This is a genomic window from Tardiphaga sp. 215_C5_N2_1 (genome assembly GCF_052076055.1).
GTDB classification, from domain to species: Bacteria; Pseudomonadota; Alphaproteobacteria; order Rhizobiales; family Xanthobacteraceae; genus Tardiphaga; species Tardiphaga robiniae.
The window spans coordinates 544476-567912 of the sequence record NZ_CP197240.1; the positions used below are offsets into that span (position 1 = coordinate 544476).

A 23437-nucleotide genomic window follows, 5' to 3' on the forward strand; every position below is an offset into this window, starting at 1 on the left:
GAAAGAATCGCGGTCCCAGTCCAGACCGCCCGTATCGACGCGCCAATATAGCGACCTACAACCTTTAGTATAGGTGCGGGCGGGGGCCTCCCAAGCGGCCATTTGACGCTTGAGTGTCATGCGATGGGAGTTGGCTCGGCCGGGTCAGCGGTAAGCAATCGACGCCTAGGCGGCCTCGGAGATTTCCGCTGGCCTGTGTCTGCCGCGGAGCGGGATGGTGACGCAGACCACGGTGCCGGTGCCGAGCTTGGAGCGCAGCTTCATCGATCCGCCATGCAGGTTGGTCAGCGATTTGGCGATAGCGAGGCCGAGGCCCGAGCCGTGATAGGTCTTGGCGAGCTGGCTCTCGACCTGCTCGAACGGGCGTCCCAGACGCTTCAGCGACTGCGGGGCGATGCCGATGCCACTATCGGCGATCATCAGAGCGACGGAGTCGCGCAGCACGCGGCTGCGCACGGTGACACGGCCGCCATCGGGTGTGAACTTCACGGCATTCGAGAGCAGATTGACCAGGATCTGCTTGATGGCGCGGCGGTCGGCCACCACCGGTGCATCGGCCGCGATGTCGGCACTGAGTGTCAGATTCTTGTCGTCGGCACGGCCGGAGACGACACGCAGCGCTTCGGATAGCGTCTGTCCGAGATCGAGCGGCTCAAGGTCCAGCTGCATGCGACCTGCCTCGATCTTCGACATATCGAGAATGTCATTGATGACTTCGAGCAGGTAGTGACCGCTGGTAAGAATGTCGTGGCAGTATTCGGCATATTTGTCGGAGCCGAGATTGCCGAACATGCCGCTGCCCATGATTTCCGAGAAGCCGATAATGGCGTTCAGCGGCGTGCGCAGTTCGTGACTCATATTGGCCAGGAATTTCGACTTGGTCTGGTTGGCTTCCTCGGCGCGGTTCTTCTCGTCGGAGTATTTCTGCGCGAGGTCGGCGAGTTCGAGCGCCTGTTTCTCCAGCGCAGCCTGGGAGTGCTTGAGATCGATGACGCTGGCGCGAAGGCGCAGATCGTTGTCGACCAGCTTGTGCTCGTGCTCCTTGATACGCGTGATGTCGGTGCCGACGGAGACGTAGCCGCCGTCCTTGGTGCGGCGCTCGCTGATATGCAGCCAGCTGCCGTCCTCGATCTGCGCTTCGAAGGTACGGGCGCCAGGGGCCGCAGCACCGGATTCCGCGAGACGCGAGCGGACCTCGGGCATGCTGCCGACTTCGAGCACGGTCTCGTAGGACGTCCCCGGCGACACCGCCGAGTCCGGCAGCTTGTGCAGGCGCTGGAAATGCGAGTTGCAGAGTACCAGGCGGTCTTCCGCGTCCCACAGCACGAAGGCCTCGGGAATCGTCTCGATGGCGTCGCGCAGCCGGACGTCAGCCTCGACGGTTTTCTCGGCGAGGCTCTTCTGTTCGGTGACGTCGATGGCGATGCCGATCAGGTGCTGGCTGCCATCGTTCTGGCCCTGCGCGAGTTCGCAGCGCAACTGCAGCCAGATCCAGTGGCCGTTGCTGTGCTGCATACGGAAGGTCTGGTCGATGTGATCGATCTTGAACGAAATCAACTGATCGGCGATCTCGAACAGGTTGATATCGTCGGACTGTACCAGCGCGTTGACTTCGCCGAAGGTCAGCAGGTCGCTGCGGCTGTCGAGGCCCAGCATGGTGAACATCGACTGCGACCAGAAGATGCGACCGCGCGACAGATCCCAGTCCCACAGTCCGCAGCGGCCGCGATTGAGGGCGGTGTCGATGCGGCCGCGTACGGCGTCGTTGATCGCGTCGCCCTCGCGGGCGCGGGTCGATTGCCAGTGGAAGGCGAAGCCGAGGATCAGCACCACGAAGCCGGTGGTGGCCGAGAGCGTGATCGACAGCGCGGAGTCCGAGCGCCAGATCGGCTCGTTGTTCTCCTGAATGACAACTACCTGACCCGGCAGGGCCTTGACGATGCGACGGGTGGCCAATGCATGGCTGTTGTCGGGCAGCTTCACATCGACAACGTCGGTGCGTTGACCCTGCGCAGCCATGGTCTGCGTTGCGCTGAGGACGTCGAGGATGCGATTGGCGTCGCCGGGTGGCAGGTCGATCGGCACGCGCGCGAGAATGCTTTGATCGGCACCCAGCACGATGACGTGGCGTCCCCCGGCGATCCCCCAGGATGGAATCAGACTGGGCAGCAGGCTCTGCAGGCGCTCGACGGCCGCAGAACGATCCTGACGGATGGTGCCGTTGCGTTCGAGACGCTCGGCGAGCAGATCGGCGAGCGCTGCGAGATCACGCTTCATCGATGCCTGCTTCTGCCGGCTCTGATCGACCACCTGCACGAAGGCGCCGAAGAAGATCGTGATGAGAAAAGCGATGATGAGTGTAGGGACGGCCCGGCGAAGTGCCGGCTCTGCGATTAGCAGCCTGTGATAGGCCGGTTTCGCGATAGACTGCGCCAATCCTTTGATCGAATCGGATTGGACGCATGCGTTGTCCGCATGCGCACGCGCCATACCTAAGCCCCCTCGAAGAATCTCGCCCGCGTCGCTCGAAACAACTGCCCCGCCACTTCGAATCGCAAGGCCAATAAGAATCCACTTTGCCAGGGCTGTCGAGAGTCAACGAAACGTTAACGTGAAATAAATCGTATCCACCGGAGAATTTCATCACTGTTCGGTACTTGCATGAGTCCGAAACAGGAACGCCGCGCATGAGAATCACGCGCGGCGTTGAAATCAATGACTCACAGAACGCGCGTTACAACGTGACCACGATCTTGCCGAGATGCTTGTTTGCTTCCATGTGGTCGAACGCCGTTCCGATGTCGTCGAATGCGTAGACCTTGTCGATCGGCAGTTTCAGTTGGCCGGCTTCGATAGCGGGCCAGATGTCCACACGCACCGCACTGAAGATGTCACGAATCTCCTGCAGTGACCTCGTGCGGAAGGTCACGCCGATATAGGTGATGCGGCGGGCGGCATGGAGATCGAAATTGAAATCGCCATGCGTGCCGCCGAGGCGGCCGACATTGACGATGCGTCCCATCACCTTCGTGGCTTTCAGGTTCTGATTGGCGACGGGCCCCGAGATCTGGTCGACGATCAGATCGACGCCGTCGCCGTCTGTGGCTTTGAGCACCTGATCGACCCAGCCGGCATCTTTCGAATCGATGGCGAGGTCGGCGCCGAAGTCCTTTAGTCGGGCGCGACGTGCGGCGTCGGTGGATGAACCGATCACCGTCTTTGCGCCCTTGAGCTTGGCGATCTGCAGCGCCATCAGGCCGACGCCGGAGCTGGCGCCCTGGATCAGGACGGATTGGCCGGGCTGCAGTCCGCCATTCGTCACCAGCGCATTGTGCATCGTGGTGATGGCGACGGGCAGGGTGCAGGCATCCTCGAAGCTCATGCTGGCTGGCATGTGGAACAGCCGGCCGTGATCCGTGACGGCGAATTCGGCAAAGGCCGCACCGCCGGAACCCATCACGCGATCCCCGACCTTGACGCCCTTGGCCTCCGGGCCGAGTTCGGCGATCTCGCCCGCCCACTCCATTCCCAGCACCGTGCCGACACCGCCGGCAGCACCGTGGACATGGCCTTTGGTCATGCCGAGGTCGGCGCGGTTGAGGCCGCAGGCCTTCACCTTGACCAGCACCTGCGTGCCGGTGGGCGAGGGCTTCGGGGCATCACCGATCGCAGCGCCGTTGGCGCCGTAGACATAGGCTTTCATGATTCTGCTTTCCGTTCCGTCTATTCAGCGGCCTGGCGCTGGCTGCCATCAAGCATGGCTTCGAAGCGTGCGCGGATAATCGTCTCGGCATCATGCATGATGCGCGACACAAGTTCCTGGCAGCTCGGGATGTCGTGGATCAGGCCCTGGACCTGGCCGGCCGACCAGATGCCATCTTCGGCATCGCCGTGCGAATAAACCAGCTTGCCGCGCGCACCGGCGACGAGTTCCTTGATCTGCTCGAAAGTGGCGCCTTCCTTCTCCATGGCGACCACCTGCTTGCTCACCGCGTTCCTGGCGACGCGCGAGGTGTTGCGCATGGTGCGGAAGATCAGGTCGGTCTCGCGCTCGTCATTGGCGACGATGCGCTCCTTCACCAGCTGATGGATCGGGCTTTCCTTGGTGCACATGAAGCGAGTGCCCATGTTGATGCCCTCGGCGCCGAGCGCCAGCGCGGCGACAAGGCCGCGGCCGTCGCCGAAGCCGCCCGAGGCGATCATCGGGATCTTGATCTTGTCGGCCGCGGCCGGGATCAGGATCAGGCCGGGGGTGTCGTCCTCGCCGGGATGACCGGCGCATTCGAAGCCATCGATCGAGATCGCATCGACGCCCATACGCTCGGCGGAAAGGCCGTGGCGCACGCTGGTGCATTTATGGATGACCTTGATGCCGTGCTTCTTGAATTCTGTGACGTGTTCCTGCGGCTTGTTGCCGGCAGTCTCGACCACCTTGATGCCGGCCTCGATGATGGCCTGGCGATATTCTGCATAGGGTGGTGGCTTAATGGTCGGCAGGATCGTGAGATTCACGCCGAACGGCTTGTCGGTCATGTCGCGGCAGCGCGCGATTTCCTTGGTGAGGTCTTCCGGCGTCGGCTGGGTCAGTGCGGTGATCAGGCCGAGCGCGCCGGCATTGGCAACTGCGGCGACGAGCTCGGCGCGGCCGACCCACTGCATGCCGCCCTGGACGATCGGGTGTTCGACACCCACGAGCTCGGTGAAGCGCGTCTTGATCATGATTGGTCCTCTTGTTTCCCCGGAGACGCGCTTGGCGCCGAATGGTTCTTGCTTGTTCGGGGCGAAGGATGCCGGTGGGGCGCAGCAATGTCTACCGCCACGGGATACGGCCCTATGCGCCGCCGATGCAGGTCTGATGCGTGGGGCGTGCCGTCGTGATCGCTGGAACTCGCGGCGCGAACATGCTTTTCTCCCGCGCATGACCGAACCGACCCCGCAACAGATCGAACAACTCACGCGCGCCTTCGAACGTTTTACGCGCAAATTCAAAGTCGCGGAGGCAGCCGCTGCCGCCGACAACGCGCTCAATGCGCTCGACGCGCAGACGCTGGTGTTTGTCGGTGACAATCCCGGCTGCCTGATAGGCGACGTCGCCCGCTATCTCAATGTCGCTATGACCACCATGTCCTCTGCCATCGACCGGCTCGTCAAAAAGGCCCTGGTCGAGCGTCGCCGACCCGAAGACAATCGCCGGTCCGTGGCACTGACCGCGACCGAGAAGGGCAAGCAGGTGGTGGAAGAACAGGTTGCCGGCTATCGCGCGGCCTGTCAGATGATGCTGCGGTCACTCGACCCGATCGAGCGTAACGAATTGATCCGGTTGACGGAAAAAATCGCCGACAACGAAACTTGAACATTACGAAGTTCGTACTATCTTGAGCGTGCCGCCGGCCGTAAGCCGGTTCCTGACGGAGGCGCTCATGGCCATCGCCATCAATGGTACGGACTACTCGTTGCCCGACGATCCCCGGGTTTCGCTGCTCGACCTTCTGCGTGAACGGATCGGCCTGACCGGCACCAAGCTGGGCTGCAATCAGGGCGCCTGCGGTGCCTGCACTGTCATTCTCGATGGCGAGCGGGTGCTGTCCTGTCTGACACTTGCGGTGCAGGCGGACGGGAGCGCGGTAACCACCATCGAAGGCCTGAGCAAGCAGGGTGACCTGCATCCCCTGCAGCGCGCATTCATCGAGCACGATGGCTTGCAGTGCGGCTATTGCACGCCTGGGCAGATCTGCTCAGCGGTCGCGATGCTTGGCGAGATGCGCCGCGGCGATCCCAGTTATGTCACCGCCGATCTCGTTGCGGGGCTGGGCAGCACCACCCGCGAAGAAATCCGCGAGCGCATGAGCGGCAATCTGTGCCGCTGTGGCGCCCATCACGGCATTGTCGAAGCGATCGAAGAACAGCTGGTTGGAGACGCCGCATGACGCCGTTCGATTATAGGCGCGCCGCCGACCAGACTGAAGCCCTGTCGCTCGCTGCAGCCGGCCACTGCCGCTTTCTCGGCGGTGGCACCAATCTCGTCGATCTGATGCGGCAGAATATCGAAGCGCCCGCGGCGCTGGTCGATGTCAGCCGATTGCCTGCTACTATCGATGTGACCTCCGAAGGCGGCCTGATCATCGGCGCCGCCGTTCGCAACAGCGCGCTGGCCGCGCATCCCGTCGTGCGTGCGCATTATCCGATGCTGTCCCGCGCGCTGCTGGCCGGCGCGTCGGCACAAATCCGCAACATGGCCACCGTCGGCGGCAACCTGATGCAACGAACGCGCTGCTCGTATTTTTACGACGCTGCGGGATCACGATGCAATAAACGTGATCCCGGAGCCGGCTGCGATGCCATCGACGGCCTCAGCCGCAATCATGCGATCCTCGGCACTTCCGAGCATTGTATCGCGACGCTTCCGTCGGACATGTGCGTGGCGCTCGCGGCGCTGGATGCAATCGTGCATCTTGATGGCCCAATGGGCCCACGCAGCGTGCCGCTGCTGGATTTCCATCAACTGCCGGGGACGACGCCGCACATCGAGACCGTTTTGCGGCCCGGCGAGCTCATCACCGCAATCGCGATATCCCCCAGCGCTGCCGCAGCCAATTCGCGCTATCGCAAGGTCCGCGATCGTTCGAGCTACGCTTTCGCGCTGGTGTCCGTCGCCGCGGGGCTGGATGTCGCCGACGGCCGGATCAGGGACGTACGGCTTGCTCTGGGCGGTATCGCCGCAAAGCCATGGCGCGCTGTGCAGGCCGAAGACGTCCTGCGCGACGAGGCGCCGACCCGGGAGAACTTCCTGCGGGCCGCCGATGTCGAACTCGCTGCGGCTAAACCCACTGAAGCCAACGCCTTCAAGATCGAACTCGCAAAGCGAACCATGGCCGCCGTTCTCGGCGATCTGACAGGAGCAGGCGCATGAGTAAGCTGCAAAATGCGATCGTCGGTGGTGTTCGCACGGCGATGGGCTATGTGCCATCGAGCTGGCTGCCGGGCGGCACGCGCGATCCGCTGATCGATAAGCGCGTCACCCTCGGCACGCAGCAGTCGCGGGTCGATGGTCCCGACAAAGTGCAGGGCGTTGCACGCTTTGCTGCGGAAGTGCGAATGGACGGGCTGGTCTATGCAGCCTGCGTGCATTCGACCATCGCGCGCGGCAAGATCACCGAACTCGATCTTGCTGCCGCGGAAGCCGCACCGGGCGTGGTGTTGGTGATGACCCATCGCAATGCGCCGAAACTGGCGCTGCCGCCGCCGATCGGCATGACCAATCTCAAGGCCGCAGGAAACAACATTCTCCCGATCATGCAGGATGCAGACATCCGCTGGAACGGGCAGACGGTCGCTCTGGTGCTGGCCGAGACCCAGGAGCAGGCGAACCATGCGGCGTCGCTTATTGTGGTTCGTTACGAGCAAGCTGCCGCACGCACCCGGTTCGAGGATGCCAAGGCTGACGCGACGACGCCGGACTCGCTGATGATCGAACGCAACCGGCTGAAGCGCGGCGATACGGACGCGGCATTTCGAAATGACGTGGGCAGTGTCGATGCGGTTTATCGGACGCCCTGGCATAATCACAATCCGATCGAGCCCAATGCCGCGACGATTACCTGGCAAGGCGACCGCCTGATCGTGCATGACGCGACGCAGATGCTCAATGGCACCGCGGGTTCGCTCGCCAAAGTGTTCGGCATCAAGGATACGCAGGTCTTTGTCAGCTCCCCCTTCGTCGGCGGCGCTTTCGGTGGCAAGGCGCTGTGGGATCACCAGATACTGGGCGCTGCAGCATCGAAACTCGCGGGCCGGCCGGTGCGGATCGCATTGTCGCGTGCCAGCATGCATCGATTGATCGGCGGCCGGAGCCAGACCGAGCAGCGCGTGGCGCTGGCCGCCGATGCGACCGGAAAGCTGAAGGCACTGTTGCATCAAGGTTTCTCCGTCAAACCCCCGCATAGCGTCTGCGACGAGGCCTTCACCCTGTCAGGCCGCTCGCTTTATGAATCGGAGAGCTACGATATCGTGCAGCACACGCTCGATCTCGATCTGCTGGCCAACACATTCATGCGCGCGCCCGGCGAGGCGGTCGGCACCTTTGCCATCGAGAGCGCGATGGACGAGCTCGCGCATGATCTCGGCATCGATCCGATCGCATTGAGGCTGCGCAATATCGGCGATACCGATCCGGTCAGCGGTGCGCCGCATTCCCAAAGTGACCTGACGCTGGCCTATGAGCTCGGCGCGAAAAAGTTCGGTTGGGATCGCCGCGCGGCGACACCAAAGTCGCGTCAGGACGGCGAATGGCTGATCGGCATGGGCTGTGCCACCGGCTCTTTCCCCTATGTGCGCATGCCCGGAATGTCGGCGCGGATCACGATCGACAGCAATGGCCACGCCACGGTGTCGAGTGCCGCGCATGAGATGGGCATGGGCACTGCGACGGTGCAGCGACAGCATGCTGCGGATCGTCTCGGTTTGCCGCTCGATCACGTCACCGTGCGGATCGGCGACACCGATCTGCCTTTCGGCAGCTTTGCGGGCGGCTCATCGCAGACAGCTTCGCTCGGCGCTGCGATCAACGCGGCCAGCGTGAAACTGGCCGGAGATCTGCTGCGGCTGGCTGGTAACGACACGCCGCTGGCGGGATTGCGGGCGAACGAGATCGAATTCGCCAATCACGGCCTCCGCAAGATCGGCGAGCCATCGCGCTACGAGAGCTTCGCGTCGATCCTCGAACGCGCGTCGCGCAGCGAGATCAGCGCGATGGGAGAGAGCGGGGCACCGCTCGAAATCCTGAAATTCTCCATGCACAGCCGATCGGCCATCTTTTGTGAACTCCGCGTTAGCGAGGTGACCGGCGAAGTCCGGGTCACCCGTCTTGTTGGAGCGTTCGATTGCGGCCGCATCCTCAATCCCAAGACGGCGACCAGCCAGTTTCGCGGCGGCATGATCATGGGGCTTGGTATGGCGCTCACCGAAGAGACGCTACTCGACAAACGTAACGGGCGGATCATGAGTGCGTCGATGACGGACTATCACGTGCCCGTGCATCTCGACGTGCCGGAGATCGATGTGTTGTGGACCGACATTCCGGACCCTCGCACGCCGATGGGGGCGCGCGGGATCGGCGAGATCGGCATCGCCGGTGTTGCCGCTGCCATCGCCAATGCGGTGTTCAACGCGACCGGAAAACGCGTCCGCGATCTGCCGCTGACGCCGGACAAGCTGCTCGGCGATTGAAGGATCTCGATCGCGCGCAGCGCGGACAAGGCAAAAGAACTGGCATCACGGACCGCTGGCGGTCCGTGTCGATACCGGCATGAAACGCGAAGTGAGCTTGAGGCTAGGCCTCAGGCGACCGCTGCATGCGCTTGCGGTGCATCCTCATGGTCGAGCGCCCTGCTGATGTCGCGGATGCTGATCACACCGATCAGCGTGTGATCGTCGATGACCGGGACGTGCCGAATGTGATGCTTGTTCATCAGGTGGCGTACATGTTCGAGCGTGTCGGTCGAGTGGCAGGAAATCAATTCCTGGACCGAGATCATATCCGAGACCTTGCGATTGACGCCGGCGGCGCCGTGTTCGGCGATCGCGCGAACCACGTCGCGTTCCGAGAACATGCCGACCGCGGTGTTGCCCTCGGTGCGGCACACGTCCTTCACGACCAGTGCGCTGATATTGCCCGTCCGGAGCAACTGCGCCGCGATGGCGACGGTCTCGTTCATGCGGACAGTGGCGATACGGGTGCTCTTCCTACGCAGGATATCTCCGACTTGCATGGCAATAACCTCCCTTGGCTGATCGGCTGAGGATCGATCTTGTGGGCGCAAGATTGGTATACGGTATGCCAGTTGTCAACGCGGAAACGAGGATATCGAAGCCCGGTGGTCAAGAAAGAAAGTCAGTATTTCTGACGTTTATTGCTGCGTGGCGTGTGTTTTTCGACGTGCTTCTATCGCACCCGCGAATCCAGTTGGAGGTCTGGCATGCCAGTTGGGCATGAAAGAAGGGGCGCACTCGCGTGCGACCCTTCTCGGCATAGCCCGATCGATCAGGCGGTTTTGGCGCTCTGCGGTGCCGCTTCCGTCACCACAGGTTCGCTTCCCAGAATGAATGCGCGCCGCATCGGCTTGATGACGAACAAAGCGAGCAATGCAGCCGTGGCATTGAGCGCAACGGCGATCACAAACACGGCCTGCCATCCATAGCTCGCTGCAATCAGGCTCGCGAGCGGTACCAACAATGCCGCCGTGCCCTTTGCGGTGTAGAGCATGCCGTTATTCGTCGCGGCATATTTGGCACCGAACGTATCGCCTGACGTCGCCGGGAACAGACTGTAGATCTCACCGAACACACCGAAATAGACCGCCGTCGCCAGTACGAAGACGAGCGGATTGTGGCCATAGGCCGACAGCGTCAGCAGCATCAGCGCGGCGGTGCCGAAGGCGATGAACATGGTGTGTTCACGACCGATCTGATCCGACAACCAACCGAAGAGCGGGCGGCCGAACCCGTCAAAGATGCGATCGAGCGAGATGGCGAAGGTCAGTGCTGCCATCTGGAAGCCGGCCAATGTCACCGGAGAATTCGCAATATTGTAGTCATGCGCGATCGGCGCGATCTGCGCTGCGGTCATCAAGCCACCGGCGGCGACCATCACGAAGACCAGATACATGACCCAGAAGATCGGGCTGCGCAGCACTTGCGGCGGCGTGAAATCCGTCTTTGTCTGCGGCAGATTGAGTTGTTTCCTCGTCACCGGCATGGCCTGCAGAGGCGGACGCATGAAGAAGGCGAGCATGAACACGATCACGCCCTGGCCGATGCCGAAGGTGAAGAAGGCGTGCTGATAGCCGCTCTCGGCAATCATATGCGCAATCGGCACGACGGTGATCGCAGCGCCAGCGCCGAAGCCTGCCGCCGTGGCGCCCGCAGCGAGGCCGCGGCGATCGGGAAACCACTTCAGAGCATTGCCGACGCAGGTGCCGTAGACCGAACCGGCGCCGATGCCGCCGACGACGGCGCCGGCGTAAAGCATCACCAGTGAGTCCGCATAGGAGTTCAGCACCCAGGCGAGGCTGATCATGGCTCCGCCGAACATGATGACGACGCGGGGACCGTATTTGTCGACGAACCACGCTTCGACCGGCACCAGCCAGGTTTCGACGACGACGAACAGCGTGAAGGCGAGCTGGATCGCGGCGCGACCCCAGTGATACTTGGCGTCGATGGGATCGACGAACAGCGTCCATCCGTATTGCAGATTGGCGATCATCGCCATGCAGACGATGCCCATCACGAGTTGAATCCAGCGGAAGCTGCCGGGTGGGTTGGACGCGGTGGTGAAGTCTGGCTGAGCCATGGTGTTTCCTCCGATGCGCGCTTTTTCCCTTGCGGCGTGGTGTCGCTAAGGTTGTGGCGTATTGCCGCAGGCGTCGCTTGGTCGGAGACTGGTATATTATATTCCACGATGCAAGGTGGTCTTGGCCGATTGTTGCGTGAAGGCGATCACGCCTTGGCGAGCAGCGCATCGCCCACGCAAAACGCGCCCAGCCAGGGCTGAGCGCGTTGTTTTCTTGAGGCTTTTTGCGTTTTTTAGGTCGCCAGCGCCTTGCTGACGACGACCTTACGCCAAGGCTTCAGCACCGCGATCGCGAGCAGTGATGCCAGGATATTGGCACCGGCGGCGATCAGGAACACGCTGTCCCACGTGCCCGACGACTGCTGCATATAGTTCGCGACCGGCACCAGAAGTGCTGCCGTCCCCTTTGCCGTATAGAGCAGGCCGGCATTGGTCGTTGCGAACTTGGAGCCGAAGGTGTCGGTGCAGGTCGATGGGAAGAGCGAATAGATCTCACCCCAGGCGAAGAACACGAAGCCCGACAACAGCACGAACCACAGCGGATCGTGACCCCACATATACAGCGCCCAGATGCCGACGCCTTCCATGCCGAAGGCGATGAACATCGTGTTCTCGCGGCCGATCATGTCGGAGATCCAGCCGAAGAACGGACGTGTCAGGCCGTTGAGTACGCGGTCGATGGTGGCTGCGAAGGTGACCGCCGTCATCGTCATGGCCATCAGCGTGACGGGTACGTTGTCGATCTTCCAGTCGGCCGCAATCGGCTTCAGGTTGGCCGTCACCATCAGGCCGCCGGCACCGACGATCACGAACATGAAGTACATCAGCCAGAAGATCGGATGGCGGATGACTTCTGTCGGCGCGTAGTTGCGGCGGGTCTGGATAACGTTGGCGTTCTGCGTGACCGCCGGTACCTGTCCAGCCTTTGGCGCGAACAGGAAGAAGGAGAGGATCACGATGATGATGCCTTGTCCGAGACCGAAATACAGAAATGCGGTCTGGAAGCCGGAATCCTGGATCATGGCCTGGATCGGCGCGACCGTGAGGGCGGAGCCGGCACCAAAGCCTGCGGCGGTGATGCCAGCCGCGAGGCCGCGCTTGTCAGGAAACCACTTCAGCGCATTGCCGACGCAGGTGCCGTAGACGCCGCCAGCGCCGATGCCCGCAACGATCATGCCGAGATAGAAGCCGTTGAGCGTTTCCGCCTGTGCATTGATCGCCCAGCCGATGCCGCAGAGGATGCCGCCGATAAGGACGACGAGCTTCGGGCCGTATTTATCGACGAACCATCCTTCGACCGGCACCAGCCAGGTCTCGAACAGAACGAAGAGGGTGAAGGCCCACTGGATCGACGCACGATCCCAGCCGAACTTCTTCTGGATGTCGGGGACGAAGAACGTCCAGCCGTATTGATAGTTGGCGATCATCACCATCGCGCCAACGCCGATGGCAAGTTGTGTCCAGCGGTAGGCATCGCTGACACGTGCGGCAGCTGGTGCCACCCCGTGAACTGCATCAGTCATAGTTCCTCCTAAAGCGCTGTTCTATTGAGAGCTCGACAGCTGCGAAGGATAGTTTGGTATATGATATGCCAACTAACAAGCGAAATCTTGCCAATTTGCCGCTGCAAGTTTCGCATGACTGAATGCTGTACTGCGATACTACAAGACAGCACAAAGCCGGCGGTCCAGACCGCCGGCTTTTGGGTTTGAACAGTTATCTGTATCGTTACTTACGCTGCTGCAGTGCGAGTACGCAGCCGGGTGAAGCCGTTCTGGATCACCGACCAGAACAGCGCGATCAGGCCGAGGATCATGATGCTGCTGACCAGTGTGTTCGAGAAGAAGATCCCGAGCGATCCCTGCGACCCCAGCAGCGACTGACGGAAGGCTTCCTCGGCCTTGTCGCCAAGTACGATGGCGAGCACCAGCGGGGCGAGGGGATAGTTACACTTCTTCAGTGCGTAACCGATGATTCCGAATACCAGCATCATCACCACGTCGAAGGTCGAGTTGTGGACGGAATAGGCTCCGATCGCACAGAGCACCAGGATGAGCGGTGCAATGATGCTGAATGGAACCCGCAGGATCGCTGCGAAGATCGGTACGCAGGTCAGCACGATGATCAGGCCGACGAGATTGCCGAGATACATCGAGGCGATCAGGCCCCAGACGAACTCCTTCTGCTCGACGAATAGCATCGGGCCGGGCTGCAGGCCCCAGATCAGCAGACCACCAAGAAGCACAGCGGCAGTTGGCGAACCGGGGACGCCGAGCGAGAGCATCGGAAGCAGGGCTGCGGTACCGGCGGCATGCGCGGCCGTTTCCGGAGCGATGACGCCTTCGATCTCGCCCTTGCCGAAATTGTTGCCGTTCTTGGAGACGCGCTTGGCGATCCCGTAACTCATGAACGATGCCGGTGTCGCACCTGCGGGCGTGACACCCATCCAGCAACCGATCACGCAGGAGCGCAGTGACGTCATCCAGTATTGCGGCAAGCTCATCCAGGTACGGAGCACGACGCGAAGATCGATCTTCGCCTTGCCGCCCTGGAAGCGCAGGCCTTCCTCCATGGTGAGGAAGATTTCGCCAAGGCCGAACAGGCCGATGACTGCGATCAGGAAGTCGAAGCCATTGAGAAGTTCGGTCGAGCCAAACGTGAGTCGCAGTTGTCCGGTAATGGAATCGAGGCCGACCGCGGCGAGGGCAAAACCGATCATCATCGCCGCAATGGTCTTGAAAGGTGGCTCCTTACTCAGCCCGACGAAACTGCAGAACGCCAGGAAATAGACCGCGAACTTCTCCGCGGGTCCGAATCGTAAGGCGAAGCCTGCGACCAGCGGCGCGACCAAGGTGATCATGACGACGGCGAACAGTGCGCCAACGAAAGAGGAGGTGAAGGCGGCGGTTAGTGCTTCGGCAGCCTTGCCCTGCTGCGCCATCGGATAGCCGTCGAATGTCGTGGCCACCGACCATGGCTCTCCGGGGATGTTGAACAGGATCGAGGTGATCGCACCTCCGAACAATGCGCCCCAATAGATGCAGGACAGCATGATGATGGCCGATGTCGGCGGCATGCTGAAGGTGAGGGGCAGCAGGATTGCAACGCCATTGGCGCCGCCAAGGCCGGGCAGCACGCCGATGATGACGCCCAGCACGATGCCGAGCACCATCACCGCGATGTTGAATGGCTGCAGCGCGACCGCAAAGCCCTGGAACAGATTAGCAATTTCTTCCATTTCGAGTAGTCCTCAGAAAGAGACCGGCAGACGCAACGGAATTAAAGATCGCGGAAATCAGAGACCGAGCAGATCCTCAAGCGGTCCTTTGGGGAGCGGCACGAGAAACCAGCGTTCGAAGATCAGGTAGGTGACGACAGGCATGCCGAGAGAGATCGCGGCGATGATCGGCCACTCATATTTGCCAAGCCAGCGCATGAACCATGCGATGAAAATCATCGAGGACACGTAGAGTCCGATGAACGGCAAGACGCCGACATAGATGCCGGTGGGAATGACGACGCTGAAAACCTGGCGCAACTGGCCCCATTCGGCGAAAAGGCTGCCGTCGTCCTCGCGCAGCGTGTTCCAGATATTGACGAGGCTGGAGATGATGATGAACAGCCCGATATAGAACGGAAAGAATCCGGCTTTCGGTCCCTCTGCGCCCCAGTTGATGCCGGCCTTGACGCTGCCATAGACGACGATGGCGCCGAACAGGCCGATGACGGTGGTGACGCCGGCTTCGACGGATTTGTGGGACGGGCCTACGTTGTGAGATTGCTGCGTGGTCATGGACAACTCTGTGTGAGAGATCAGCGTCGATCAGCGTGTTGCATGTGCCGGACCTGATGTGCGATCAGGTCCGGCGTCATGGCGCCTGCGTCAGTTGCCTTGCGCGAGGAAGCCGGCTTCCTTCATCAGCGTCTCGTGGCGCTTCTCTTCGGTGCCAACCCAGCTGGCATATTCACCGCCGGTCATGAAGGTCGTGTTGAAGGCGCCGCTCTTCATCAGGTCCTGCCACTCGGGCGTCGCGCGGACCTTCTTGAACAGTTCGACATAATAATCGATCTGATCCTTCGTCGCTTTCGGCCCCATGAAGATGCCGCGCAGCATCACATATTCGATGTCGAGCCCCTGTGACTTGCAGGTCGGAATGTCCTTCCAGCCCTTGCCGTCGGCGACCTGCTCGTCATAGGCCATCGGCTTGCTGTCGAAGACGCAGAGCGGACGCACCTTGCCGCCGCGCCACTGCGCGACTGCCTCGATCGGATTGTTCACGGTTGAGTCGACGTGCTGACCAACGAGCTGCACTGCGACTTCACCGCCGCCCTTGTAAGGGATGTAAGTGAACTTGCTGCCGATCGCTTTCTCGACTGCGACCGTGATGATCTGGTCTTCCTGCTTCGAGCCCGTGCCGCCCATCTTGATCGTGCCGGCTGGTGCGGCCTTCACGGCGTCGATATAGTCCTTCACGGTCTTGTAGGGCTTGTCGGCATTCACCCACAGTACGAACTCGTCGAGTGCCAGCATCGCGACCGGCGTGAGATCCTTCCAGTTGAAGGGAATGCCGGTGGCGAGCGGTGTCGTGAACAGGTTCGACAACGTGATGATGATCTTGTGCGGATTGTTGTTCGCCGACTTCACGTCGAGGAAACCTTCACCGCCCGCGCCTCCCGACTTGTTGATGACGACAAGCGGCTGTTTCATCAGACTGTGCTTGGTGATGATGCCCTGAATGGTGCGCGCCATCTGATCGGCGCCGCCGCCGGTGCCTGCGGGAACGATCAATTCGACGGGGCGCGTCGGCTCCCATGCAGCAGATGCCGGGAGAGACGCTCCCAGGCAGAGAATGGATGCAGCGGCGGCCAGCGTGAGACATGAACCAAGGCGTTTCATTGTTTCTCTCCCATTCGTTTTGATAGCGTCGATCGTTCGTCGACTTTGAAATCGTCAGTGCGTGGTCGGGTCTTCCTTCGAATGTCCTGACTGCAGGTGTTCAAACGCGCCCTTGCATGCGCCATATGCGCACGTCAGACTGTCGAGCATCGAAGCGGCTCGCCTGCAAAAAGGATGAGTGGGTCTGGATCGCTCTGTCATTGCGCATACGGCATTGCTTGCCCGCGAAGGCAGCGCAGCCTTTGTCCTCCCCAGGTATGCTTTCTATTCAGACGTGAAGCATTACCGTTCGCGCATTTTGGTATGCGATATGCCAAGCGGCAAGCGATTAGAGCCGTTAAAAGCCGGGGAGGCTGAAATGTCGCAGGGAACGCGAGACGTCGCTGCGATGCAACTACACAAACAAAAAAACGGCCCCGGAAATCCGGGGCCAGTCGTCGGGAGGAACGCAGAGAATTTTGCGCGGGCTGGCCGCGCAAAAGTAGTGACGTCGCAGCCTTACAGGCCGAAGCGGGGCAGGTCGCCGTTGCGGGCCGAGATGCGTGCGCCGGCCATCAGCGCGCGATCGAGCGAGGCCATGAAGCGAGCGAAGAAGCTGGTGGATGTCGCGAGGTCGAGAGAAGCAGTCTTCGACATGATTTGATCCTTTGCTGGAGGCCGCCCCGTCTTGGCGGCTCGTCATCTGGGATCAATTTACGTATACCAGATGCCAAGGACAATTGTCTTGTTTGCATGGCAGCATGAGAATTTTGCAGTGCGATATAGATCGATTTGATTTTCTTATTAAAGTTCCGCGTTGACCACCGTAAATGAAAAAGGCCGCCAATCGGCGGCCTTTCGCATGTAATTATCTGAAATAACTGGCGAAATTACTCAGCGGCAACCTTCCGCGGCGGATCGAGTGCGCCGGAGTCGTGGATTTCGGTCACCTGATGATCGCTGAAGCCCAGCACCTGCTTGAGGATTTCGTCGGTATGTTCGCCGAGCAGGGGCGAGCGGGTCACTTCGGTAGGGCTTTCCGATAGCTTAATCGGATTACCAACCGACAGATACTTGCCGCGCTCGGGGTGATCGACCTCGACCACGGTGCCGGTGGCGCGGAGCGACTGGTCTTCGGCCAGTTCCTTCATGGACAGGATCGGGCCGCAGGGGATGTCATCCTTGTTGAGGATTTCCATCGCCTCGAACTTGGTCTTGGTCATCGTCCACTGTTCGATGCGCGCGAAGATCGCGTTGAGCTTGGGCAGGCGCACCGCCGGCTTGGCATAGGCCGGGTCGGTCTTCCAGGTCGGTTCGCCGATCACGTCGCAGATCTTCTCCCACACCGGCGCCTGAGTGATGAAGTAGATGTAAGCGTTCGGGTCGGTTTCCCAGCCCTTGCACTTCAGGATGCGACCGGGCTGGCCACCGCCGCTGTCGTTGCCGGCACGCGGCACGGCATCGCCGAACGGAATGCCTTCGCCGAACTGGCTGTATTCCTTGAGCGGGCCATGGGCGAGGCGCTGCTGATCGCGCAGCTTGACGCGCGCGAGATTCAGCACGCCGTCCTGCATCGCGGCGGTGACCTTCTGGCCCTTGCCGGTCTGCGTGCGCTGATACAGCGCGGTGACGATGCCGAGTGCGAGATGCAAGCCAGTGCCGCTATCGCCGATCTGTGCGCCGGTGACGAGCGGCAGGCCGTCGCGGAAGCCGGTGGTGGAAGCTGCGCCGCCGGTGCACTGCGCGACGTTCTCATAGACCTTGCAGTCCTCATAGGGACCAGGACCAAACCCCTTGATCGAGGCGACGATCATCTTCGGGTTGATCTGCTGAATCTTTTCGAACGGGAAGCCCATGCGGTCGAGTACGCCCGGTCCGAAGTTCTCGACGAGAACATCGCACTCTTTCATCAGCGCGGTGAGCACTTCCTTGCCCTTCGGGTTCTTGGTGTCGAGGGTGATCGAGCGCTTGTTGTGGTTCAGCATGGTAAAATACAGGCTGTCCACATTCGGCACGTCCTGCAATTGGCCGCGGGTGATGTCGCCAACGCCGGGCCGTTCGACCTTGATCACATCGGCGCCGAACCATGCCAGCAACTGCGTGCAGGTCGGGCCAGATTGAACGTGGGTGAAGTCCAGAATGCGAACGCCTTTGAGCGCCTGTGTCATTGTTTTGCTCCCGTAAACTAGTTTTGCCGCCTCGGCATATGAGAAAAGGAGACGGGGTCTCGCGACCCCGCCTGATGTGTTATTTCTTCTTGCTGAGCACGCTTTGTGGATTGAGGTTGCCGATACGGCCGCTCTCGCTGCCGGCCGCCGGATCGATCACCGCATTGATGAGCGTCGGCTTGCCGGAATCCATCGCCGCATTGACGGCGCGCTTGAGTTCGTCGGGCGAGGTCGCGTTCACGCCGATGCCGCCGAAGGCTTCCATCATCTTGTCGTAGCGCGAGCCCTTGACGAAGACCGTCGGTGCCACGTCGGAACCGCCGGTCGGATTGACGTCGGTGCCGCGATAGATACCGTCATTATTGAAGACAACGATGCAGACCGGCAGATTGTAGCGGCAGATCGTCTCCACCTCCATGCCGGAGAAACCGAAGGCGCTGTCGCCTTCGATCGCGAGCACGGGCTTGCCGGTCTCGACGGCCGCAGCGATGCAATAACCCATGCCGATGCCCATGATGCCCCAGGTGCCGACATCGATGCGCTTGCGCGGCTGATACATGTCGACGATGCCGCGGGCGAGGTCGAGCGTGTTGGCGCCTTCGTTGACGAGCATCGCGTCGGGACGTTCGGCGATGATGGTGCGCAGAACACCAAGCGCGCCGTGGTAATCCATCGGCGAGTTGTTGTTCATCAGCTTCGGCGCCATCTTCGCGACGTTCTCGTCGCGCTTCGTGGTGACTGCTGATGTCCAGTCGGACGATGCCTTCTGCCAGCTCTTGCCCATGCCATCGAGCAGGGCAGTGACGCAGGAGCCGATATCGCCAACGACGGGTGCGACGATCTCGACGTTGGAATCCATTTCCTTCGGCTCGATGTCGATCTGGATGAACTTCTTGGGCGCGCTGCCCCAGGCCTTGCCCTTGCCGTGCGACAGCAGCCAGTTGAGGCGTGCGCCGATCAGCATGACGACGTCCGAGTCCTTCAGCACGGTGGAGCGTGCAGCGCCCGCGCACTGCGGATGGGTGTCAGGCAGAAGGCCCTTGGCCATGCTCATGGGCAGGAACGGAATGCCGGATGTCTCGACAAGTGCCTTCACAGCGTCGTCGGCCTGCGCATAGGCGGCGCCCTTGCCGAGGATGATCAGCGGCTTCTTCGCCGATTTCAGCACGTCGAGCGCGCGCTTGATCGAATCCGGGGCAGGGATCTGCGCCGGCGCGGCGTCGATCACCTTCACGAGCGACTTCTTGCCCGCATCGGCATTCATCACCTGACCGAACAGCTTGGCCGGCAGATCGAGATAGACACCGCCGGGACGACCGGACACCGCGGCGCGGATGGCGCGGGCGAGGCCGATGCCGATGTCGGCCGCGTGCAGCACGCGGAACGCGGCCTTACACAGCGGCTTGGCGATCGCGAGCTGATCCATTTCCTCGTAGTCGCCCTGCTGCAGATCGACGATCTCACGCTCGGACGAGCCGGAGATCAGGATCATCGGGAAGCAGTTGGTGGTGGCATGGGCCAGCGCCGTAAGGCCGTTGAGGAAGCCGGGTGCCGACACGGTCAAACAGACGCCAGGCTTCTTGGTGAGATAGCCGGCGATCGATGCGGCATAGCCGGCGGCCTGTTCGTGACGGAACGACAGCACCCGGATGCCCTCGGCCTGCGCCATGCGGCCGAAGTCGGTAATCGGAATGCCCGGCACGCCATAGATCGTGTTGAGGCCATTGAGCTTGAGTGCATCGATGATCAGATGGAAGCCATCGGTCAATTCCTGCTCGGCGGCTGCGTTGGTATCGATGCTCTGGACTACTGCGGACATCCCGCTCTCCCTGACTTTTCTTGTGACTGTTGGTCGTTGCTCAATTGGACGTGGTGCGGAGTGGTGAACCGTCGCGAGACGGCGCTTACGTAAACAATTCCTGGCCGTGGGCTTCGACATAAGAAGCCAGACCGAGCGTGTGATCGCGCGCGCGCTTTTCCGCGAGCTCGGTGTTGCGCTCCTCAAGCGCTTCGATGATGGCCAGATGTTCGGGCAGGGACGTCGCGGTACGGTCCGTGCGTCCGATCGTCAGCTGACGATAGCCACGCACATGCAGCAGAATATCGTTGGTCATATCGACCAGCACTGGCGACTCGCTAAGCGAGATCAGTGCCTGGTGGAAAGCGATATTCGCTTTCGAATATTCCTCAACGTGGTCCTGTGGCAGACGGTCCTTGTTGAAGTCCTTGAAGAAGTCGCGCAGCGCCGAGATATCTTTCTTGCGCGCGGTGGTCGTGATCAGACGCGCGGCCATGCTTTCCAGCGCCGCCCAGGCGCGGATCATGTCGACGATCTCGACCTTCGTCTTTCTGACAACGACGATGCCGCGGCGTGGCACAGTCTTTACGAAGCCATCCTGCTCCAGCATCGCAATGGCTTCGCGGATAGGCGTGCGGCTGACACCGAGCCGTTCCGACAGGGCGCGCTCGTCGAGCATCACCGGATCTGGCGAGGTGTAGATGTCCATCTTAAGAATGGCTTCTTTCAAGGCTTCATAGGCCTTGGTCTTGAAGCTGGTCTCCGGTGCAATCCGAACGATCGCGATATCGGCTTCAGACATGACGGACGGCGCCTTGGTTTGTTTTCGCGTGGGCATGAATCATCTCCAGTCGAGATGTCCTACCACAGAAATAACGTCAAGAATTTTTGGCATACCAGATGCCAGCATGTCAAGATGACAGCTATTTCAGCAATTTTGCGCTGCAACGCGCCTTGACAATCAAGTTTCTGGCATACCAAATGCCATCAATCCGTCTATTGGAAAAGACGTGAAGGAGGAAGCCATGTCCCAATCGAATCTTGCCGTCAAAGAAGCAACACCATCGGCGAAACAGGCCGTCCGCAAAGTTCTCGATGCGGTTAAAGCCGACAAGCGCACCAGCCTGACCGCCCCCGAGGGCAAGCTTGTGTGTGACGCATACGGCATTCCCGTGCCGAAAGAAGGCGTGGCCACCTCAGCCGCTGACGCTGCCAAGATGGCAAGCGGCATGGGCTTCCCGGTCGTGATGAAGATCGTCTCGCCGGACATTCTCCACAAGACCGAAGCGGGCGGTGTCATTGTCGGCGTCAAGACCGCCGAAGACGCGCAGAAAGCTTACGACACCATTCTGGCCAATGCCAAGAAGTACAAGGCCGATGCCAAGATAGAAGGTATCCAGGTTCAGCAGATGCTGATGGGCGGCACCGAAGTGATCATCGGTTCGATCACCGATGGTTCGTTCGGCAAGCTGGTGGCCTTCGGCCTCGGCGGCGTGCTCGTCGAAGTGCTGAAGGACGTCACTTTCCGTCTCGCGCCCGCGACCAATGATGACGCGCTGTCGATGCTCGATGGCATTCAGGCCGCCGAGATGCTGCATGGCGTACGCGGCGGCGATCCTGCCAACCGCGAAGCGCTGGCCGACATCATCGTCAAGGTATCGCAGCTCGTCAGCGATTTCCCGGAAATGGTCGAACTCGATCTCAACCCGGTCTTCGCCACCAAGAAAGACGCGATTGCCGCCGACGTGCGCATCGTCGTCGACTTCGACTACAAACCGCGCCCCGCGCCGCGCTCCAACGCCGAAATCGTCACGGCGATGAACCGCATCATGATGCCGAAGGCCGTCGCCGTGATCGGCGCTTCCGCCGAAGATGGCAAGATCGGCAATTCGGTGATGAAGAACCTCATCAACGGCGGCTACAAGGGCGACATCTACCCGATCCATCCGAAGGCCGAAGAGATCATGGGCCGCAAGGCCTATAAGAGCGTCAAGGATGTTCCGGGCGTGATCGACACCGCGGTATTCGCGATTCCCGCCAAGTTCGTTGCAGGTGCGCTGATCGAATGCGGCGAGAAGAAAATTCCGGGCGCGGTGCTGATTCCGTCGGGCTTTGCCGAAGCCAACGAGCCTGCGCTGCAGGAAGAGATTGTCGAAATCGGCAAGAAATATGACGTCCGTCTGATGGGGCCGAATATCTATGGCTTCTATTATACGCCGGCCAATCTCTGCGCGACTTTCTGTACAGCCTATGACGTGAAGGGTTCGGCGGCATTGTCGTCGCAGTCCGGCGGCATCGGTATGGCGATCATCGGCTTCTCGCGCTCCGCCAAGATGGGCGTGTCGGCGATCGTCGGCCTCGGCAACAAGTCGGATATCGATGAGGATGATCTGCTGGCGTTCTTCGAGCAGGATCCCAACACCACGATCATCGCGCAGCACTGCGAGGATCTGAAGGATGGCCGTGCCTTCGCGGAAGCCGCCAAGCGCGTCTCCAAGATCAAGCCGGTTGTCGTACTGAAGGCCGGCCGCACCTCGGCCGGCGCCAAGGCAGCCTCGTCGCATACCGGCGCACTTGCCGGCAACGACAAGATCTATGAGGACGTGTTGAAGCAGTCGGGCGTCATTCGCGCCCGCTCGCTGCGCCAGCTGCTCGAATTCGCCCGTGGCATTCCCGTGCTGCCGACGCCGAAGGGCGAGAACGTGCTGATCATCACCGGTGCCGGTGGGTCGGGCGTGCTGCTGTCGGATGCGGTGGTCGATAACGGCATGTCGCTGATGGCGATGCCGCCGGATCTGGATGCGGCGTTCCGCAAGTTCATCCCGCCATTCGGCGCCGCCGGCAACCCGGTCGACATCACCGGTGGCGAACCGCCGATCACTTACGTCAACACCGTGAAGCTGGGCCTCACCGATGATCGCATCCACTCGCTGATCCTCGGCTACTGGCACACGATCGTGACGCCGCCGATGGTGTTCGCGCGCAACATGGTCGAGATCAAGAACGAGATGAAGGCCAAGGGCATCGAAAAGCCGATGGTGGCTTCGCTCGCGGGCGACGTGGAAGTCGAGGAAGCCGCCGAATATCTCTACCAGAACGGCATTCCGGCTTACGCCTATTCGACCGAACTCCCGGTCGAGGTGCTTGGTGCCAAGTACAAGTGGGCACGCGGAGCGGGCCTGCTGTAAGCAGCTTCGATCTATACACAAAAACAAAGCGCCGTCCGGGAAACCGGGCGGCGCTTT

General features: G+C 61.1%; 18 protein-coding genes. 5 read left to right on the forward strand and 13 right to left on the reverse strand.

Annotated features, from left to right (window positions below):
* Positions 1-165: 165 nt before the first annotated feature.
* From AB7828_RS02385 to AB7828_RS02395, 3 genes are all read right to left on the reverse strand, one after another.
* Positions 166-2490, reverse strand: a complete 2325-nt coding sequence (locus tag AB7828_RS02385) for a PAS domain-containing sensor histidine kinase (RefSeq protein WP_093758955.1) — start codon at positions 2488-2490, stop codon at positions 166-168.
* Positions 2491-2734: 244 nt separating this feature from the next.
* Positions 2735-3703: a zinc-binding dehydrogenase gene (locus AB7828_RS02390; protein ID WP_441229304.1), complete on the reverse strand. Its 969-nt coding sequence runs from the start codon at positions 3701-3703 to the stop codon at positions 2735-2737.
* Positions 3704-3723: 20 nt separating this feature from the next.
* Positions 3724-4719: an NAD(P)H-dependent flavin oxidoreductase gene (locus AB7828_RS02395; protein ID WP_089267106.1), complete on the reverse strand. Its 996-nt coding sequence runs from the start codon at positions 4717-4719 to the stop codon at positions 3724-3726.
* Here AB7828_RS02395 and AB7828_RS02400 point away from each other — a divergent pair.
* The 4 genes from AB7828_RS02400 (at position 4718) to AB7828_RS02415 (ending at position 9225) form a co-directional block, all read left to right on the forward strand.
* Positions 4718-5353 (forward strand): MarR family winged helix-turn-helix transcriptional regulator, encoded by a 636-nt coding sequence (locus AB7828_RS02400; protein ID WP_441232184.1) that lies wholly within the window; start codon positions 4718-4720, stop codon positions 5351-5353. The two genes, AB7828_RS02395 and AB7828_RS02400, sit on opposite strands and share 2 nt — an antisense overlap.
* A gap of 67 nt (positions 5354-5420) precedes the next feature.
* Complete coding sequence (locus tag AB7828_RS02405; RefSeq protein WP_309944597.1) at positions 5421-5927, forward strand: (2Fe-2S)-binding protein; 507 nt, start codon at positions 5421-5423, stop codon at positions 5925-5927.
* Positions 5924-6910 (forward strand): FAD binding domain-containing protein, encoded by a 987-nt coding sequence (locus AB7828_RS02410; protein WP_441229305.1) that lies wholly within the window; start codon positions 5924-5926, stop codon positions 6908-6910. The genes AB7828_RS02405 and AB7828_RS02410 overlap by 4 nt, the downstream gene beginning before the upstream one ends.
* 41 nt (positions 6911-6951) lie before the next feature.
* Positions 6952-9225, forward strand: coding sequence for a xanthine dehydrogenase family protein molybdopterin-binding subunit (locus AB7828_RS02415; RefSeq protein WP_441232185.1), 2274 nt, complete (start codon positions 6952-6954; stop codon positions 9223-9225).
* A gap of 110 nt (positions 9226-9335) precedes the next feature.
* Here the strand turns inward: AB7828_RS02415 and AB7828_RS02420 are convergent, their stop codons facing one another.
* The 10 genes from AB7828_RS02420 to AB7828_RS02465 form a co-directional block, all read right to left on the reverse strand.
* On the reverse strand, positions 9336-9767 hold the full coding sequence (locus AB7828_RS02420) for a CBS domain-containing protein (protein WP_089267110.1): 432 nt from the start codon (positions 9765-9767) through the stop codon (positions 9336-9338).
* A gap of 272 nt (positions 9768-10039) precedes the next feature.
* Positions 10040-11350, reverse strand: coding sequence for an oxalate/formate MFS antiporter (gene oxlT / locus AB7828_RS02425; protein WP_441229306.1), 1311 nt, complete (start codon positions 11348-11350; stop codon positions 10040-10042).
* 233 nt (positions 11351-11583) lie between these two features.
* Positions 11584-12873 (reverse strand): oxalate/formate MFS antiporter, encoded by a 1290-nt coding sequence (oxlT, locus tag AB7828_RS02430; protein ID WP_089267112.1) that lies wholly within the window; start codon positions 12871-12873, stop codon positions 11584-11586.
* A gap of 209 nt (positions 12874-13082) precedes the next feature.
* Entirely contained in the window at positions 13083-14588 is a 1506-nt protein-coding gene (locus tag AB7828_RS02435; protein ID WP_089267113.1) for a tripartite tricarboxylate transporter permease, read from the reverse strand.
* Between the two features lie 57 nt (positions 14589-14645).
* Positions 14646-15143, reverse strand: a complete 498-nt coding sequence (locus AB7828_RS02440) for a tripartite tricarboxylate transporter TctB family protein (RefSeq protein WP_175367407.1) — start codon at positions 15141-15143, stop codon at positions 14646-14648.
* Between the two features lie 90 nt (positions 15144-15233).
* A complete protein-coding gene (locus tag AB7828_RS02445) occupies positions 15234-16247 on the reverse strand; it encodes a Bug family tripartite tricarboxylate transporter substrate binding protein (protein ID WP_089267115.1) in 1014 nt (337 codons plus the stop codon).
* 498 nt (positions 16248-16745) lie between these two features.
* A complete protein-coding gene (locus tag AB7828_RS02450; protein WP_439058076.1) occupies positions 16746-16883 on the reverse strand; it encodes a hypothetical protein in 138 nt (45 codons plus the stop codon).
* A gap of 233 nt (positions 16884-17116) precedes the next feature.
* Positions 17117-18394, reverse strand: coding sequence for a formyl-CoA transferase (frc, locus tag AB7828_RS02455; protein WP_439058077.1), 1278 nt, complete (start codon positions 18392-18394; stop codon positions 17117-17119).
* 79 nt (positions 18395-18473) lie between these two features.
* On the reverse strand, positions 18474-20213 hold the full coding sequence (oxc, locus tag AB7828_RS02460; RefSeq protein WP_441229307.1) for an oxalyl-CoA decarboxylase: 1740 nt from the start codon (positions 20211-20213) through the stop codon (positions 18474-18476).
* Between the two features lie 85 nt (positions 20214-20298).
* Positions 20299-21030, reverse strand: coding sequence for a GntR family transcriptional regulator (locus AB7828_RS02465; RefSeq protein ID WP_068730533.1), 732 nt, complete (start codon positions 21028-21030; stop codon positions 20299-20301).
* A 187-nt stretch (positions 21031-21217) separates the two neighbouring features.
* Between AB7828_RS02465 and AB7828_RS02470 the strand changes: the two genes are divergently transcribed.
* Positions 21218-23380 carry an acetate--CoA ligase family protein gene (locus AB7828_RS02470; protein WP_093759141.1) on the forward strand — a complete coding sequence of 721 codons (2163 nt, stop codon included), beginning with the start codon at positions 21218-21220 and terminating at the stop codon, positions 23378-23380.
* The last annotated feature ends 57 nt before the right edge of the window (positions 23381-23437 follow it).

Coding starts and splice junctions, on each gene's coding strand:
- AB7828_RS02385 (WP_093758955.1), bottom strand. CDS start 2,490: ATGGCGCGTGCGCATGCGGACAACGCATGCGTCCAATCCGATTCGATC.
- AB7828_RS02390 (WP_441229304.1), bottom strand. CDS start 3,703: ATGAAAGCCTATGTCTACGGCGCCAACGGCGCTGCGATCGGTGATGCC.
- AB7828_RS02400 (WP_441232184.1), top strand. CDS start 4,718: ATGATTGGTCCTCTTGTTTCCCCGGAGACGCGCTTGGCGCCGAATGGT.
- AB7828_RS02395 (WP_089267106.1), bottom strand. CDS start 4,719: ATGATCAAGACGCGCTTCACCGAGCTCGTGGGTGTCGAACACCCGATC.
- AB7828_RS02405 (WP_309944597.1), top strand. CDS start 5,421: ATGGCCATCGCCATCAATGGTACGGACTACTCGTTGCCCGACGATCCC.
- AB7828_RS02410 (WP_441229305.1), top strand. CDS start 5,924: ATGACGCCGTTCGATTATAGGCGCGCCGCCGACCAGACTGAAGCCCTG.
- AB7828_RS02415 (WP_441232185.1), top strand. CDS start 6,952: ATGGGCTATGTGCCATCGAGCTGGCTGCCGGGCGGCACGCGCGATCCG.
- AB7828_RS02420 (WP_089267110.1), bottom strand. CDS start 9,767: ATGCAAGTCGGAGATATCCTGCGTAGGAAGAGCACCCGTATCGCCACT.
- oxlT (WP_441229306.1), bottom strand. CDS start 11,350: ATGGCTCAGCCAGACTTCACCACCGCGTCCAACCCACCCGGCAGCTTC.
- oxlT (WP_089267112.1), bottom strand. CDS start 12,873: ATGACTGATGCAGTTCACGGGGTGGCACCAGCTGCCGCACGTGTCAGC.
- AB7828_RS02435 (WP_089267113.1), bottom strand. CDS start 14,588: ATGGAAGAAATTGCTAATCTGTTCCAGGGCTTTGCGGTCGCGCTGCAG.
- AB7828_RS02440 (WP_175367407.1), bottom strand. CDS start 15,143: ATGACCACGCAGCAATCTCACAACGTAGGCCCGTCCCACAAATCCGTC.
- AB7828_RS02445 (WP_089267115.1), bottom strand. CDS start 16,247: ATGAAACGCCTTGGTTCATGTCTCACGCTGGCCGCCGCTGCATCCATT.
- AB7828_RS02450 (WP_439058076.1), bottom strand. CDS start 16,883: ATGTCGAAGACTGCTTCTCTCGACCTCGCGACATCCACCAGCTTCTTC.
- frc (WP_439058077.1), bottom strand. CDS start 18,394: ATGACACAGGCGCTCAAAGGCGTTCGCATTCTGGACTTCACCCACGTT.
- oxc (WP_441229307.1), bottom strand. CDS start 20,213: ATGTCCGCAGTAGTCCAGAGCATCGATACCAACGCAGCCGCCGAGCAG.
- AB7828_RS02465 (WP_068730533.1), bottom strand. CDS start 21,030: ATGCCCACGCGAAAACAAACCAAGGCGCCGTCCGTCATGTCTGAAGCC.
- AB7828_RS02470 (WP_093759141.1), top strand. CDS start 21,218: ATGTCCCAATCGAATCTTGCCGTCAAAGAAGCAACACCATCGGCGAAA.